Below are 16,006 nucleotides of genomic sequence, written 5' to 3'. Positions count from 1 at the left end.
GCCGGAGAAGATCAGCCGGCGAGACGCTGGGTGACCCGACTCCAACGATCCAGCGTGGCACGCGCGGCACCGGAGTCGATCGACTCGGCGGCGCGTCGAACACCGTCGGTGAGCCGCTCGGTGAAAGTGCCGGGCGCCGCGGCGTGCGCGGCGATCCCCGCACCCGCGTTGAGCAGCACCGCATCGCGCACCGGCCCGGTCTCGCCATCGATGACACGGGCGAAGACATCGGCATTGAAGCCCGGATCGCCGCCGCGCAGCGCGTCGGGGGCCGCCAGCGTGAAGCCGAGATCGCGGGGATCGAAGGTCTCGGCCACGATCGCCCCATCGGGTCCCGGCAGCCACACGCGCGTGGTGGTGGATACCGTGATCTCGTCAAGACCGTCATCACCGCGGAAGACGAAGGCCTCGGAGCCCCGGCTCGCCAGCACGCCGGCCATCAGGGGAGCCATGCGCGCGTCGGCGCAGCCGATCGCCGATGCGGCCGGGCGGGCCGGGTTGGTCAGCGGCCCGAGAAAGTTGAAGATCGTCGGGATCCCGATCTCCCGGCGCACCGGACCCGCGAACCGCAGCGCCGGATGGAACACCGGGGCGAAGCAGAAGGTGATGCCGGCCTCGGCGTAGACATCGGCGATCCGCTCCGCGGGAACGTCCAGACGGATGCCCAGCCGCTCGAACACGTCCGCCGTCCCCGACTGACTCGACGCGGCACGATTGCCGTGCTTGACGACGCCGACACCGGCACCGGCGATGGTGACCGCCGACATCGAGGAGATGTTGACCGTCTTGGCCATGTCGCCCCCGGTGCCGACGATGTCGACGACTCGATCGTCGATCCGCAGAGTGGTGGCTTCGGCGTACATCGCCGCCACGAGGCCCTCGACCTCCGGCAGCGTCTCCTGCTTCTGACGCAGCGCGACCGCGAAGCCGGCGATCTGAGCGGCGGACGCCTCACCGGACAGGATCTGTCCCATCGCCCACTGCGCGGTGTCGGCGTCCAGATCGGTGCCGGCGACGAGCGATGCCAGGACCCGCGGCCAGGTGTGGCTCATCGCGGAGCGGTGGCGAGGCCGCGGGCGACCTCGCAGAACACGTCGGCCATGCGCAGCGGATCGATCGGCTGCGGTACGGCCGCCTCCGCCCGCGACCACGTCGCCAACCAGGCGTCCTGTTCGCGGGCGGTGATGACGATCACCGGAGGCGCGTGGAAGATCTCGTCCTTGATCTGCCGGGCGATGCCCATGCCGCCCGCGGGGACCGACTCGCCGTCGAGGATGACGAGGTCGATGCCCCCTTCGTCGAGCCGTCGGTGCACCACCGGCTCGGTGGCGACCTCGACGAATTCGACGGCCGGGAGATCGGGGTGCGGACGCTCCCCGATGGCGGTTTTGACCGCCATCCGAACGTCGCGATCATCGCTGTACAGAAGGACCCGCAGGGTGTCGTGACCGGTCACAATCGAATCGTACATAATGAGGGTGTGGCGACTACTTCTGCGATCCCCGCGTCCCGGCTCCACGGCGTCGAAGGACGGCCGTCGTATGTGACGGTCGGAACGATCGTCTGGCTCTCCAGCGAGCTGATGTTCTTCGCGGCGCTGTTCGCTGCGTACTTCACGGTACGTAGCGCGGCTCCGGAGCTGTGGGCGCAGGAGACCGCGCTCCTCAATCTGCCGTTCGCGACCGCCAACACCACGATCCTGGTGTTGTCGTCGTTCACCTGCCAGTTCGGTGTCTTCGCCGCTGTCCGCGGCCGCGCCGGACGCGAGGGCTCACTGCTGCAGATCGGCCAGTGGGGCATGCGCGAGTGGTTCATCCTCAGCTACATCATGGGCGCCATCTTCATCGGAGGCCAGGCCTTCGAGTACGCCGAGCTGGTCGAGCACGGCCTGACCATCCAGAGTTCGGCCTACGGCAGCCTCTTCTACCTGGCGACCGGCTTCCACGGCATCCACGTCATCGGTGGTCTGCTGGCCTTCCTGCTGGTCATCGGGCGCACCTATGCGGCCCGCAAGTTCACGCACGAACAGGCCGTCTCGGCGGTCGTCGTCTCGTACTACTGGCACTTCGTCGATGTCGTCTGGGTCGCGCTGTTCGCGGCCATCTACCTGATCCAGTGAGCAAGGCTCACCTAACCGTCACATCCCCGCGTTATCACCGATACGCTGACGAAAATCGTTGAGGAATGAGGTTCTCGGTGCGCACATTGTCGACCAGACGCCGCCACCCGCTGGCGGGCCTGTTAGTTCTCGCGGTGGGCCTGCTCATCACAGGTGGCCTGTACGCCGCGGTGGCCCCCAAGGCGGCGACGGCCGAGACGACGTCGATCGACGACATCGAGGCGGGGCGTCAGCTCTTCCTGGTCGGTTGCGCGAGCTGCCACGGCGTCAACGCGCAGGGCATCGTGACCGAGGGTACCGATGACCAGCCGGGCAACTATGGACCCTCGTTGATCGGCGTCGGCGCTGCCTCGGTGGACTTCCAGATGGGTACCGGCCGGATGCCGATGGCCCAGACCGCGCCACAGGCTCCCCGCAAGAAGATCGAGTACTCCGAGGAGGAGATCTCGCAGGTCGCCGCATACATCGCGTCGCTGGCTCCCGGGCCGCAGATCCCCGACGAGCGCTACCTGGACTACGAGAGCCTCTCCGATGAGGAGATCGCGCGGGGCGGCGAGTTCTTCCGCACCAACTGCACGGCCTGCCACAACTCCGTCGGCGCCGGTGGCGCGCTGCCGAACGGCCGCTACGCGCCCAGCCTGCACGGTGTCGAGGCCAAGCACATCTACGAGGCCATGCAGACCGGTCCCCAGCAGATGCCGGTCTTCTCCGATGATGTCATCACGCCCGAGGAGAAGCTCGCGGTCATCGGCTATGTCCGGGCCATGAGCACCGAGCCCGACTACGGCGGATTCAGCGGCGGCAACTTCGGACCGGTCAGCGACGGCCTGTTCGTATGGGTCATCGGCATCGGCGGCCTGGTCGGATTCGCCACCTGGATCGGCTGGCACGGCACGAGAACGAAGAAGAAGAAGGCATGAACGAGCGAAGCGAGAGAATGATGAGGCACCTCATGCCGACACCGGCATACCCTGTCTTCTCCTCGGCGGTGGCGGCATGAGCAGCGACATCGAACAGCGCACCCCTGTCAGCGACCCGATCGCCGACCCCGGCCTGCCGGCGCACCAGTACCGTCCGCAGGACGTCGATCCGGCACAGGAGAAGCGCACGGAGCGTCAGATCGCCGGCATGTTCGGCGTGGCCACACTGCTGCTGATCGGCTTCTGCGTCGCCTACTTCACGATCGGCAAGGACCAGCTGATCGTCATTCCGGGCACCAATTGGTCGGCCCTCAACTTCACGCTCGGCATCACCCTCGCCGGTGCCCTGCTGCTCATCGGCGTCGGCATCATCCAGTGGGCCAAGAAGCTCATGGGCGACCACGAGATGATCGAGATGCGTCACCCGGCGGCCTCCTCGGTCGAGGACCGCACGGCGACCATGGCGGCCGTCAACGACGGCATCGAGGAGTCCGGCATCGGGCGCCGACCGCTGATCCGCAATAGCCTGCTCGGTGCCCTCGGCGCCATGGGCCTCCCGGCGATCGTCATGCTGCGCGATATGGGTCCGCTGCCCGGCGACACGCTCGCGCACACGGTGTGGGAGCCCGGCATGCGGGTCGTCAACGATGTCTCGGGGCAGCCGCTGCGTCCCGCCGATATCGAGGTCGGACAGCTGGTCAACGGCCAGCCCGCGATCTTCTACGAGACCGATGACGAAGGTCACGCCGTCATGCACGGCCACGATGTCCTCAATGCCAAGGCCAAAGCCGCGGTCATCCTGGTGCGGATGCGCCCGGAGGACATCACGCCCGCCGAGGGCCGCGAGAACTGGGGCATCGACGGCATCCTGTGCTATTCCAAGATCTGCACCCACGTCGGCTGCCCGATCAGCCTGTGGGAACAGCAGACCCACCACCTGCTGTGCCCGTGTCATCAGTCGACCTTCGACCTCGCCGACAACGGCAAGGTCGTGTTCGGCCCGGCATACCGGCCGCTCCCCCAGCTCCCACTGGCGGTGGACGACGAAGGCTATCTGATCGCGGTGAGCGACTTCCCCGAGATCGTCGGCCCCTCGTACTCCTTCCTCGACCGGGATCAGAAGCGGCTTGACGAGGAGAACGCATGAGTGAGCGAAGCGAACGAATCATCGGCGGGGCCTCATGCCGGCTTCTGCCTACCATCACGCGTTCTTCCAGGCAGGTGACGGCATGAGCACGTATACCCCCGTCGAGGACACCAAGACGGGCAAGAAGCTCGCCGGCCCGGTCGGCTGGCTCGACGAGCGCCTCGGTCTGGCCGCCCTCGGCAAGAAGAACCTGCGCAAGGTCTTCCCCGAGCACTGGTCGTTCATGCTCGGCGAGATCGCTCTCTGGTCCTTCGTCGTCCTGCTCATCACCGGTGTCTTCCTGACCCTGTGGTTCGACCCCAGCATGGCCGAGACCGTCTATACGGGCTCGTACCGTCCGCTCAACGGCGTCGAGATGTCGGTGGCCTATGCCTCGGCTCTGGACATCAGCTTCGATGTCCGCGGCGGTCTGCTGTTGCGGCAGATGCATCACTGGGCCGCGCACCTGTTCATCGCCGCGATGATGGTGCACATGCTGCGCGTGTTCTTCACCGGCGCGTATCGCAAGCCCCGCGAGATCAACTGGCTCATCGGCCTGGGTCTGCTGACCCTCGGCATCCTGGCCGGCTTCAGCGGCTACTCGCTGCCCGATGACCTGCTCTCGGGCACGGGTCTTCGTATCGCCGACGGCATGATCAAGTCGATCCCGCTCGTGGGCACGCACATCTCGTTCTTCCTCTTCGGCGGCGAGTTCCCCGGCGATCAGATCATCCCGCGCCTCTACATGGCGCACATCCTGTTGATCCCGGCCCTTCTGCTGGGATTGATCGCGGCGCACATGCTGCTGCTCGTCTACCACAAGCACACACAGTTCCCTGGCGCCGGACGCACCAACGAGAACGTGGTCGGCTACCCGATGCTCCCGGTGTACGCGGCCAAGGCGGGCGGCTTCTTCTTCATCGTCTTCGGCGTGATCGCCTTCCTGTCGGCGACCTTCACGGTCAACGGCATCTGGATCTACGGCCCCTACAATCCGGCCGAGGTGACGGCGGGATCCCAGCCGGACTGGTACATGGGCTTCGCGGAGGGCGCGCTGCGCATCTTCCCGCCGCTCGAGTTCAACATCTTCGGCAGCACCTGGCCACTGAGCGTGCTGATCCCGGGCCTCGGTGCCCTGGGCATCCTGTTCACGCTGCTCGGCGCCTGGCCCTTCGTCGAACGCTGGATCACCGGTGACGACCGCGAGCATCACCTGCTCGACCGTCCGCGCAATGCTCCGACGCGCACCGCGCTGGGCGTCGCCGGCATGACGGCCTTCGGCCTGCTCTGGATCGGCGGCGGCAATGACGTCATCGCGCTGCGTTTCGGCTTGGATCTGAACGCGATCACGTACTTCCTGCGGGTGATGTTCTTCCTCGGCCCGATCATCGCGTTCATCATCACGCGGCGGATCTGCATCAGCCTGCAGCGCAAGGATCACGAGGTGCTGACCCACGGCTTCGAGACGGGCGTCATCGACCGCTCGCCCGACGGCGGGTACTCCGAGCGGCACGCTCCCCTGCCGGTGGACGCGCAGTACGCGCTCACCAGCGCCAAGCCGGCCACGGTGGCGATCGAGGCACCCGAGCTTGTCGATGCCAATGGTGTGGACGCGCCGAATGGCCGCAAGGCCAAGCTGCGTGCGCGTCTGCGTCGCTGGTACTACGCCGGTGCGTTCGACAAGCCGACGGTCGAGGAGATGCAGCACGCCGAGGAGCATCTGCGCGATGCGGGGCAGCACCCGGTCGACCTGGGCGAGGACTTCCAGGGCGTCTCGGAGACGGGCGTCCCGCGGGTCCACTGACCGCTGGCACGACACAGAGCGAGGGCCGCTCCCCTACCCGGGGAGCGGCCCTCGTCGCGTCGTTAACGCCCGGGTGGCGGCAGGCCATCGACCTCAGGGGGCGGTAGGCCGTCAACCCGTGATCTCCGATAGCGTCGAGGCCGTACCTCTACGAGGGTCCTTCGAGAACGAGAGGTTGAGGGCTTACCGGCCGACCGTTGGCGTCAGCGCTGAGCCGCGGAGATGAAGTCCAGCTGCCTCTGAGAGGGCCCGGACCACTCGGTCTCGATCTGGGACCGGTTCTCCTCGTACATGCGGAACAGCGAGTCGCGCAGGCCCGGGTCGCCGCCGTGGAATTCCTCCAGCAACGCCGCCCACTCCCCCGCGAGCGCTCGGCCCTCCTCGCTCTGCGGCTCGGTGCCCGCGGCGATCGCTGCGTCGACCCGCGCCATCAGCTCGGGCCAAGCGTTCTCGACCTCGGCGATCCGCTGTTCGCCGATCTCCGCGCGACGACGCTGCAGTTGCACGATCTGGTCGGCGTCGAAGTACTGCTCGAATGTGTTGGACATGACGACCTCCTTCATGAGTTCCAGGAGGTCGAGCTCACCATCGGCGCGCTGGGCGTGCAGGACTCGGTCCCGCGCGCGTGTCAGCGCTGCGATCTGCAGGTCGAGCGCCACGCGCTGGTGTTCGAGTGTCTCCGCGACCGTCAGGGCTCCGCTGACGACCTCGCCGACACGCTCCAGACTCAGCCCTAACTCCCGCAGTCCCACCACGATGTAGAGCCGCTCGAGGTCAGCCGGGCCGTACAGCCGATGGCCGCCGCTCGTGCGATCGCTGGGGCACACCAGACCCAGCCGGTCGTAGTGGTGCAAGGTGCGCACCGTGAGTCCCGAACGCTCCGCCACCTGGCCGACTCGTAGTCCTGTCTCGTCCATGCTCGTCCTCCTGGGCCGCACCGGCCGGCGCGACGAGATCGACGCTAGACCCTGACGCTACGTCAGTTTCAAGTCCCGGTGGAGAACCCTCGTGCGATCCGAGACGGCCACGGCCGGGCGGCGCGACGAGGCCGTGTCTGGTAGTCCAGGACCGTTGCGAGCGCCGCATCCACGGGATGCCTCGCCATCCCCCAACACGGCCTAGGCTCCGGCGAGCGCGGAGCCGGACCGCCAGGTCTCCCAATCGACATTCCAGTCCGTCCAGCCGTTCTGCGGCTCGAGGGCCCGGGTGCTGCCGACGAAGTTGACCACGTCACCGCGCTTGGAGTTCTGGTAGAGCCAAGCGGCGTCCTCAGTGCCCATGCCGACGCACCCGTGACTGACATTCGCGCGACCATGGGAACCGGCGGACCAGGGCGCCGCGTGGATGAACTCACCGGAGTTCGTGAGCCGCATGGCCCACTTGACGCCCTTCATGTTGTAGTAGTTCGGATCGGACGAATCCACCCCGGTCGTCGCAGCGTCCATGTCGACCGTGTCGAACTTCTCCATGATGATCTTGGTGCCCTCCCGACTGGCCCACTGAGGCGCGCCGCTGGAGACCGGGATGGTCCGGGCCGTCTGGCCGTCGATATCGACCGTGAGCGTGTGGGCGTTCACGTCGACCGTGGAGATCACCGACGAACCGACCTCGAAGTCCACGACCTGATCCTGCTGGCCGTAGATGCCCTGACCGGCCGGCAGGCTGTTCAGCTGCAGATCAACGTGGACCTTGGTGCCCGCGGGCCAGTATTCCTTCGGGCGCCAGTGCACCACCCGGTCGCTGATCCAGTTCCACGCGCCCTCGACCTGAGGCTCGGAGGTCACGGCCATGTGCTGCTCGAAGGTGGCCTGATCCTCCACCGGCAGATCGAAGTTCACGATGACGGGCATACCGACGCCGACGGTCTCACCCTGCAAGGGTGCGACGGAGGGATAGGTCTGCTCGTCGAGGCTCAGCGCTTGGCTGGTGAAGCTGGACTCCAGTCGGCTCTGCTGGCCGTCCGCGCCCGTCGCGGTCGCCTGAACGGTGTAGGCGACACCCGGCTCCAGACGTTCGGCCGCCGTCCACTGCGTCCCGTCGATGGTGCCGTCGATGACGGTGTCGTCCTCGGGGCCACGGACCACCACCTCGCCGAGCTCCCCATCCTCGACGTCGACCGTGAGGATCGTCTCCACCGGCACATCGGTCTGCCCATCGGCGATATTGGCGGCGAGCGCCGGCTCGGGGCTGGCCGTGGGCTCGGGGGCAGAGGAACCGCTGTCGCTGCAGCCCACCAACACGATCGCCGCGATCAGGGCGACGATGATGCGCGAAAATGACGAGATCACCGTGACATTCTAGTCACGGTGATCTCAGGTCGTAGCACTCAGTGTGCGTGAACGCCGCGGTAGTACTCGAAGACCCAGCCCACGACGACGATCGCGCCGAACGGCAGTGCCAACAGGAAGAGCCACCAGCCCACCACGATGCCCAGCATCAGCACGCCGAAGACCAGCGCGCACCACAGCGGCCACCAGCTGAAGGGCGGGAAGAATCCCAGCTCACCGGCACCGTCGATGATGTCGCCGTCCTTGCGGTCCTCCGGACGCGGATTGACCTGCTGAGCGACGAACCCGAGATACAGGGCCAGCATGAAGCACAGCAGCAGCGTCATGACGAGGGCCGTGGTGCCCGTCGGGTCGCCCGAGAGCACCCAGTAGACCGGCGTGACGAAGACGAAGAAGACGCCCACGCCGAGCATCATCCAGAATTCGGCCTTCATCGATCACTCACCATCCTTGCGATGCCCGAGGGCCTCTTCGCGATTGTCCACATTCGGCGCATCGGCGAGCGCGGACTTCTCATCAGGGTTCTGCTTCAACTCCAGGGCCGCGAGCTCGGGGTGATGCAGATCGAAGGCCGGGCTTTCGGAGCGGATACGCGGCAGACGGGTGAAATTGTGCCGCGGCGGCGGGGACGACGTCGCCCATTCCAGCGTGCGGCCCCAGCCCCACGGGTCGTCGAGGCCGACGAGCGGGGCCTTGCGCGACTTCCAGACGTTGTACAAGAACGGGATCGTCGAGGCGCCGAGCAGGAAGGCACCGATCGTGGAGATCTCGTTGAGGGTCGTGAAGCCGTCATTCGGCCCATAGTCCGCGTAACGACGCGGCATGCCCGCCACACCCAGCCAGTGCTGGACCAGGAAGGTCAGATGGAAGCCGATGAAGAGCAGCCAGAAGTGGATCTTGCCCAGCTTCTCGTCGAGCATCCGCCCGGTCATCTTGGGCCACCAGTAGTAGAACCCGGCGAACATCGCGAAGACCACCGTGCCGAACACCACGTAGTGGAAGTGCGCGACCACGAAGTAGCTGTCCGAGAGGTGGAAGTCCAGTGCCGGCGAGGCCAGGATGATGCCCGTCAGACCGCCGAAGAGGAAGGTGGTCAGGAAGCCGAGGGCGAACATCATCGGCGAGTCGAAGGTGACGGACCCGCCCCACATCGTGCCGATCCAGTTGAAGAACTTCACACCGGTCGGCACGCCGATCAACAGCGTCATGAACGAGAAGAAGGCGAGGTTCACCGCGCCGGTGACGAACATGTGGTGTGCCCACACCGCAGCCGAGAGCGCCGCGATCGCGAGGGTCGCGAAGACCAGGCCGACATAGCCGAAGACCGGCTTGCGGCTGAACACCGAGAGGACTTCGGTGACGATGCCGAAGAAGGGCAACGCGATGATATACACCTCTGGGTGCCCGAAGAACCAGAATAAGTGTTGATACAATATTGGCCCGCCGGTCGCGGCATCGAAGACGTGGGCTCCGAGCATTCGGTCGGCTGCCACAGCCAGCAGCGCGGCACCGAAGACCGGGAACACGATGATGACCAGCAGGCTGGTGACCAACGAGTTCCAGACCATGATCGGCATGCGGAACATCGTCATGCCGGGGGCGCGCATCGTGAAGATCGTGGTGATGAAGTTGACGCCGCCGAGGATCGTGCCGAGTCCCGACATGTAGAGGCCCATGACCCACAGATCGCCGCCCATGCCGGGCGAGTTGATCGAGTCGCTGAGCGGCATATAGGCGAACCAGCCGAAGCTCGCGGCACCGCCGGGGACCAGGAAGCCCGAGACGGCGATGAGGCTGCCGAACAGGTACATCCAGTAGCTGAACATGTTCAACCGCGGGAAGGCGACGTCCGGCGCGCCGATCATGATCGGGACCACGAGATTCGAGAAGCCGAAGAACAGCGGGGTCGCGAACATCAGCAGCATCACGGTGCCATGCATCGTGAAGAGCTGGTTGAAGGTCTCATCGCCGACGACCTGCGTGCCCGGACGGGCGAGCTCGGCGCGCATGATCAGCGCCATCACACCGCCGATCAGGAAGAACGCGAACGATGTGACGAGATACATCTTGCCGATCAACTTGTGATCGGTCGTGGTCAAGATCGTGGCGATCTTCTGACCCATGCTCCGCTCACGCTGAGTGCGGACCGACGTGGCGTGGGCTCCGCCCTCGTCGAACGCTGCGGTGGTGGCCATCAGCCCTCTCCTCCGTTGTCACCGAGGCCGGTGACGGTGGTCGAATCGGAGGCTCCCTGTGGACGGCCGATCTGGCCCTCCTGCTGGAGCTCCTCGAGGTGAGCGTCGTACTCGGCGCGCGAGACGACGTGGACGTTGAACAGCATCCGCGTGTGGTAGACGCCGCACAGCTCGGCGCAGCGCCCGGTGAAGGTGCCCTCACGCGTCGGGGTCATCTGGAAGCGGTTGTCCTGCGGTCCCTCGCCGGGGATGACGTCCATCTTGAAGTAGAACTCGGGGATCCAGAAGGAGTGGATCACATCGGGCGAGAACAGCTGGAACTCGACCGTCTCGTCGACCGGCAGGTACAGATCCGGCAGGTTCTCGGTGTCGCCCTGGTCGTAGACGGGCTCACCGCCCGTGGCCTCGGAGTCCAGGTAGTTGAACGTCCACTGCCACTTGCTGCCGACGACCTCGATCGTGTGATCGGGGGTCTCGGAGTCGTCGAGCATCGAGTTCTGCGCCTGCACCGTATGGAAGAAGAAGGCCGCCACGACCACGAGCGGGGCGATCGTGTAGAGCGCCTCGATCGGCAGGTTGTAGCGGATCTGCGAGGGCGCATCGGTCTGGCCCGCACGGCGGCGGTACCGGATCGGCGCGTACATGATGAGCGCGAAGACCAGCACGAAGACGACGAGGACCGCGATCCACGTGCCGAGCCACAGGTGCCACATCGGCTCGGACCGGTCCGAGCCCGCGATGGGCAGCGCGAGGCGCTTCAACTCGGACTCGTCTACAGGGGAACAGCCGCTGAGTAGCAGCGCGGCTGCGGCGATGACCGCCGCCAACTTCTTCCGACCCACGGGGCGCCTTTCTGAAACCTGGACCATCACCTGGATGTCACCCTGACCTTAACGCAGGCCGCTGCCGAGACGACGCTCAGGTCAGCCTGTGTTGGTCGCTCCCCCGTCATGCTACGCCGCCGAGTGACAGCGCCTTGTGAATCTCGGCACGAGCCTCATCCCCGTACTGCTGCCCCAGGCGTCGCAAGAAGGTGTCGGCATCGACCGTGTACTCCTGGGTGCCGATCGTCTCGACGACGCAGGCCGCGATGGTGCACCCCACCTGCACACTGCGCTCGGCGGAAAGACCGGCGGCGACACCGGCGAGGTAGCCTGCCCGGAAGCTGTCGCCCACGCCGGTCGGGTCGACGGCCGTGATGCCCTCGATGGCGGAGACCTCGATGAGCTCGCCCTCGGCCGTGTGGACCACCGCGCCGTCCTTGCCGTGGGTCACCACGCGGGTGCCCACGTGCCGGCGCAGGTCGTCATCGCTCCAGCCGGTCTTCTTCTCGATCAGCGCGGCCTCGTACTCATTGCAGAAGAGATAGGCGGCGCCGTCGATCAGATCGGCGATGAGCTCGCCATCGGCCCAGGCCAGCTGCTGGGAGGGGTCGGCCGCGAAGGGGATACTCAGCTCACGCGCCGTGTGGGTGTGACGCAACATGCCGGTCGGGTCATCCGGACCCACGAGCAGCAGGTCGATCGGACGCTCGGCGTGCAGCGAGGCGATGTCGATCTCGCGGGCCTCGGCCATCGCCCCGGGATAGAAGGTCACGATCTGCGCATGGGCGTCATCGGTCGTGATGGTGCACAGGGCGGTGTGCCGTGTGTCCGAGATGCGCAGGCGGGAGCAGTCGACGCCCGCGCTGTCGAGCCACTTCTCATAGCCCTGGGCGACGAAGTCCTGGCCCACGGCCGCGACGAGGAGCGGCCGGTGTCCCAGTTGGGCGAGCCCGAAGCTGATATTGGCGGCGCAGCCTCCTCGCCGGACGTCGAGGTCCTCGACCAGGAACGACACGGAGATCTTGTCGAGCTGATCGGGGACGAGGGAGTCCGAGAAGCGGCCTGAGAACGTCTGGAGGTGGTCGGTGGCGACCGACCCGGCAATCGCAAGATGCACCGAACCAGCATACGTTCGATGCCGGCGTTCGCCACTGCCCCGGCCCCTTCAGACCGCCACGGCCCTGTGTTATGCCCACCCGCAACGAACGGCGCCCCTCGCGATGATCGCGAGGGGCGCCGTTCGTCAGGGGAGACTCAGTGGAAGGAGTCCCCGCAGGCGCACGAGCCCGTGGCCATGGGGTTATCGATCGTGAAGCCCTGCTTCTCGATGGTGTCGACGAAGTCGATGGTGGCGCCGTGCAGGTACGGCAGGCTCATCCGGTCGACGACGACGTGGACGCCGTCGAACTCGCGGATCTCGTCGCCGTCCAGCGAGCGCTCATCGAAGAACAGCTGATAGCGCAGACCCGAACAACCACCGGGCTGCACGGCGATCCGCAGAGAGAGGTCGTCGCGGCCCTCCTGATCGAGCAGGCTCTTGACCTTCGACGCCGCTCCGGAGGTCAAGGTGATCCCGTCGGCCGAGGTCTCGGTGGCCGGGGTCTGGTCGGTCGTGGTCATCTCTGCTCCTACCGTGGACTGCTGGTGTCGAGGTCAACGCACTCGCTCACGATTCCATTCCTCATCGTACGCGCCACTGGCGACGAATTCGATGTGCGGTCACTTCCACCGGGCCGACCAGGTCCGCGCGACGCGTTCGGCCAGCGCGGACAACTGCTCGACCGGTGCCGCCAGCGCCGCCTCTTCACCGGCGTAGTCGACCATCGCGTAGGCCGACTCGACCCCCAAGGCCCGCATCTCCCGCGACCCGACGTCGACGCGCCCGGCCAGCACCAGACAGGGCCGAGCCGAGGCCTGGGCGATCTGGGCGACGCCGTGGACGACCTTCCCGGCGCGAGAGGAGTAATCGAAGGCTCCCTCCCCCGTGATCACCAGATCGTGAGTCGCGGCCGCGTCCGCCAGGCCCACCACATCGGCGACCAGCCCGATACCCGACCGGACCGATGCCCCTAGCACCAATAGCGCGAAACCGAGGCCGCCGGCCGCTCCCGCCCCCGGCTCGTCGGCGACTCGGCGCTCGGCCGGAGTGGCTCCGCACACGGCATCGACATAGCGGTCCAGGGTCCGGTCGACGGCCAGGATGTCCTCATCGCTCAGACCCTTCTGCGGTCCGAACATCTTGGTCGCGCCGAACATGCCGAGCAACGGCGTCTGCACATCAGCGGCGGCGATGAGCTCGACACCGCTCATCCGCTCTCGCACCGCGTCGAGGCCGACCGAGGTGATGCCCTCCAGCCCCCGCGGTCCGGCGTCCAAGCGCGCATCGGCGATCGCGCCGAGTGCCGCGAGGAGCCCTGCTCCCCCGTCAGCGGTGGCGCTTCCACCGAGACCGACGACCACCCGCCGTGCCCCGGCGTCGATGGCCGCGGCGATCAGCTGGCCCACCCCGAAAGTGCTGGCCGTCCACGGCGAACGCCCGTCCTCTGGGAGCAGATGCAGTCCACAGGCCTGGGCCGACTCGACATAGGCGGTGGCCCCGTCGAGCAGGAGCGCGGCGGGCACCGGATCGCCGAGCGGACCGCGGACGATCACCGCCTGCAGCCGGCCGACCCCCGCGGCGGACAGCACATCGACGAATCCCACGCCACCGTCGGCCATCGCGGCGACCGTCACCGTATCGGCGGGCGACGTGCGCCGCCAGCCCTCGGCGATCGCACGGCCCGCCTCGGCCGCGCTCAGCGTGCCGGCGAACTTGTCGGTCGCTACCAGAACCCGCATCCGGCCTCAGCCGAGAGCATTCTCCGCGGCCGCGAGCAGCACGCAGGTACAGAGCCCCTCCATCGCTGCCCGCAGCTCCTCCAGAGGCGGGAACGACGGAGCGATGCGGATCTGCCGATCGCGCGGATCCTTGCCATAGGGGAACGCCGCACCCGCGGGAGTCAGCGCGATGCCCGCCTCCTTGGCGAGCTGCACGACGCGGGTCGCCGTGCCGTCGGGTACGTCGAGGCTGACGAAGTAGCCACCCTTGGGCTGGGTCCAGTCGGCGATGCCGAGACCGCCGAGGCGGTCGCTCAGGATCTCCTGGACGGCCGCGAACTTCGGGGCGAGAATCGCGCGGTGCCGGTCCATATGCGCCAGGACGCCGTCCGCATCGCGCAGGAACTCCGCATGACGCAGCTGGTTGACCTTGTCCGGACCGATAGCCCGCACCGCGGCGTGCTTCAGATACCAGGCGACATTGTCCGGCGAACCGCCGAAGAAGCTGACGCCCGCACCCGCGAAGGTGATCTTGGACGTGCTGGCGAACACCAGCGGACGGTTGGGGTGGCCGCTGGCGGTGGCGAGGCCGAGGATGTCGGCGGACTTCACCCGCTCCTCGGTGAGGTGGTGGACCGCGTAAGCGTTGTCCCAGAAGATCCGGAAGTCCGGCGCGGCGGTCTGCATCGCCGCGAGTTCGGCCGCGACCGCCTCACTCACGACCGCGCCGGTCGGATTGGCGTAGGTCGGGACGAGCCACATGCCCTTGACGAGGGGGTCCTTGACGAGTTCGCGCACGGCGTCCAGGTCGGGACCGTCTTCGAGCATGTCGACCGCGACCATCTCGATGCCGTAGTGCTCGCAGATCGTGAAGTGCCGGTCATAACCCGGCGAGGGGCAGATGAAGCGCACCTTCTCCTCGGCCGACCAGGGACGGGGCGAATCCGGCGTGCCGTGCAGGAGGGACCACACGATCGTGTCGTGCATCATCGAGAGGCTGGCGTTGTCGCCGGCCAGCAGCTGCTCGGCGGGGACGCCCACCAGCTCGGCGAAGATCTCGCGGATGGCCGGGATTCCGGTGCCGCCGCCGTAGTTGCGGGTGTCGACTCCCCCGGCGCGGTAGTCCTCCTGACCGGGGAGCGAGAGCAGCTCGTTGGAGAGATCGAGCTGCTCGGCCGACGGCTTGCCGCGGGTGATGTCGAGCGCGAGACCGGCCTGTTGGAGCTTCTCATACGCGCGTCGCTGCTGGTCGTGGAACTGCTGGAGGTCATCGCGGGACATGCTCTCGATCGTCACGTCCCCCAATCTATCGCGGCCGTGTCCCGCTGCCCCCGTGGCCAGGGTCTCAGTGCAGACCCGGCGCTCCCCAGATGGCGAGCCAGCGGGTCAGGTCCGACTCGATCGGCACATCGCCCTCGACGATCCCGCGCATCTGCAGCTCCGTCGCGTTGTCCCGGCGCTGGCCCTCGTCCGGCACGAAGGGGTAGAAGGTGCCCCGCTTGAACAGATACACCAGGCCCGCAGGGCGGCCGTCGTGCTCGAAGACGAAGGTGGAGCACAGCAGCGCCGTGTCGAAGCCGTGATCGGCGAGCGAGGAGTTGATGGCGTGCAGGTCCGCGGCGATGGCCGAGGCATCCCCATCACCACGCTGGATGCTGATCCAGGTGAAGCCGTAGTCGTCCTGGGTCTTGTCGAGGGTGACATCACCGTCGATCGCCACGACCTGTTTGACCTCGGCGATGACGGCGTCGTCGGCCGCGCCCTCGGTGTCGCGATAGCAGACCGCTCCCCCGCCGGTGAAGGTGAAGCCCTGAACCTCCAATGAGAGCGCCGCCTGCGGCACCGAGAAGAGCACCTCCAGATCGGCTTTGGGCGGCGTCGTGCGGCCGAAGAGCGCGTCGAGGAATCCCATG

General features: G+C 67.0%; 16 protein-coding genes. 4 read left to right on the top strand and 12 right to left on the bottom strand.

Features of this window, described 5'->3' with window-relative positions; translation table 11 throughout:
- Window positions 1–11 precede the first annotated feature (11 nt).
- Window positions 12–1,052 carry an anthranilate phosphoribosyltransferase gene (gene trpD, locus BHE97_RS10610; protein ID WP_087624001.1) on the bottom strand — a complete coding sequence of 347 codons (1,041 nt, stop codon included), beginning with the start codon at window positions 1,050–1,052 and terminating at the stop codon, window positions 12–14.
- On the bottom strand, window positions 1,049–1,471 hold the full coding sequence (locus BHE97_RS10605) for a response regulator transcription factor (protein WP_087624000.1): 423 nt from the start codon (window positions 1,469–1,471) through the stop codon (window positions 1,049–1,051). Before BHE97_RS10605 ends, trpD begins: the two co-directional genes overlap by 4 nt.
- A 72-nt stretch (window positions 1,472–1,543) precedes the next feature.
- Between BHE97_RS10605 and BHE97_RS10600 the strand changes: the two genes are divergently transcribed.
- The 4 genes from BHE97_RS10600 (at window position 1,544) to BHE97_RS10585 (ending at window position 5,969) form a co-directional block, all read left to right on the top strand.
- A complete protein-coding gene (locus tag BHE97_RS10600) occupies window positions 1,544–2,119 on the top strand; it encodes a heme-copper oxidase subunit III (RefSeq protein WP_272896911.1) in 576 nt (191 codons plus the stop codon).
- A gap of 77 nt (window positions 2,120–2,196) precedes the next feature.
- Window positions 2,197–3,039 carry a cytochrome c gene (locus tag BHE97_RS10595; RefSeq protein WP_201791409.1) on the top strand — a complete coding sequence of 281 codons (843 nt, stop codon included), beginning with the start codon at window positions 2,197–2,199 and terminating at the stop codon, window positions 3,037–3,039.
- A gap of 76 nt (window positions 3,040–3,115) precedes the next feature.
- Window positions 3,116–4,186, top strand: coding sequence for a Rieske 2Fe-2S domain-containing protein (locus tag BHE97_RS10590; protein WP_087623997.1), 1,071 nt, complete (start codon window positions 3,116–3,118; stop codon window positions 4,184–4,186).
- Window positions 4,187–4,268: 82 nt separating this feature from the next.
- Window positions 4,269–5,969 carry a cytochrome b N-terminal domain-containing protein gene (locus BHE97_RS10585; RefSeq protein ID WP_087624044.1) on the top strand — a complete coding sequence of 567 codons (1,701 nt, stop codon included), beginning with the start codon at window positions 4,269–4,271 and terminating at the stop codon, window positions 5,967–5,969.
- Window positions 5,970–6,172: 203 nt separating this feature from the next.
- Here the strand turns inward: BHE97_RS10585 and BHE97_RS10580 are convergent, their stop codons facing one another.
- The 10 genes from BHE97_RS10580 to BHE97_RS10535 form a co-directional block, all read right to left on the bottom strand.
- The gene (locus BHE97_RS10580) at window positions 6,173–6,886 is read right to left on the bottom strand and encodes a MerR family transcriptional regulator (RefSeq protein WP_087623996.1); all 714 of its coding nucleotides are present in this window, start codon (window positions 6,884–6,886) and stop codon (window positions 6,173–6,175) included.
- A gap of 201 nt (window positions 6,887–7,087) precedes the next feature.
- Window positions 7,088–8,257: an Ig-like domain-containing protein gene (locus BHE97_RS10575; RefSeq protein ID WP_236757638.1), complete on the bottom strand. Its 1,170-nt coding sequence runs from the start codon at window positions 8,255–8,257 to the stop codon at window positions 7,088–7,090.
- A 38-nt stretch (window positions 8,258–8,295) separates the two neighbouring features.
- Entirely contained in the window at window positions 8,296–8,691 is a 396-nt protein-coding gene (locus BHE97_RS10570; RefSeq protein WP_080441261.1) for a cytochrome c oxidase subunit 4, read from the bottom strand.
- A 3-nt stretch (window positions 8,692–8,694) separates the two neighbouring features.
- Window positions 8,695–10,380: a cytochrome c oxidase subunit I gene (gene ctaD / locus BHE97_RS10565; protein ID WP_236757644.1), complete on the bottom strand. Its 1,686-nt coding sequence runs from the start codon at window positions 10,378–10,380 to the stop codon at window positions 8,695–8,697.
- 71 nt (window positions 10,381–10,451) lie between these two features.
- Window positions 10,452–11,294, bottom strand: coding sequence for a cytochrome c oxidase subunit II (gene coxB, locus BHE97_RS10560; protein WP_236757637.1), 843 nt, complete (start codon window positions 11,292–11,294; stop codon window positions 10,452–10,454).
- 106 nt (window positions 11,295–11,400) lie between these two features.
- Window positions 11,401–12,393: a carbohydrate kinase family protein gene (locus tag BHE97_RS10555; protein ID WP_087623993.1), complete on the bottom strand. Its 993-nt coding sequence runs from the start codon at window positions 12,391–12,393 to the stop codon at window positions 11,401–11,403.
- Between the two features lie 137 nt (window positions 12,394–12,530).
- A complete protein-coding gene (locus tag BHE97_RS10550) occupies window positions 12,531–12,896 on the bottom strand; it encodes an iron-sulfur cluster assembly accessory protein (RefSeq protein ID WP_087623992.1) in 366 nt (121 codons plus the stop codon).
- A gap of 99 nt (window positions 12,897–12,995) precedes the next feature.
- Complete coding sequence (locus BHE97_RS10545; protein ID WP_087623991.1) at window positions 12,996–14,114, bottom strand: glycerate kinase; 1,119 nt, start codon at window positions 14,112–14,114, stop codon at window positions 12,996–12,998.
- 6 nt (window positions 14,115–14,120) lie between these two features.
- Window positions 14,121–15,389: an aminotransferase class I/II-fold pyridoxal phosphate-dependent enzyme gene (locus tag BHE97_RS10540; RefSeq protein ID WP_272896908.1), complete on the bottom strand. Its 1,269-nt coding sequence runs from the start codon at window positions 15,387–15,389 to the stop codon at window positions 14,121–14,123.
- A gap of 49 nt (window positions 15,390–15,438) precedes the next feature.
- Entirely contained in the window at window positions 15,439–16,005 is a 567-nt protein-coding gene (locus tag BHE97_RS10535; protein WP_087623990.1) for a hypothetical protein, read from the bottom strand.
- Window position 16,006 lies beyond the last annotated feature (1 nt).

Source organism: Aeromicrobium sp. PE09-221, assembly GCF_002174305.1.
Taxonomy (GTDB): Bacteria; Actinomycetota; Actinomycetes; order Propionibacteriales; family Nocardioidaceae; genus Aeromicrobium.
The sequence above is the reverse complement of the archived record's forward strand: the minus strand, read 5'-3'. Positions and strand labels throughout refer to the sequence as shown.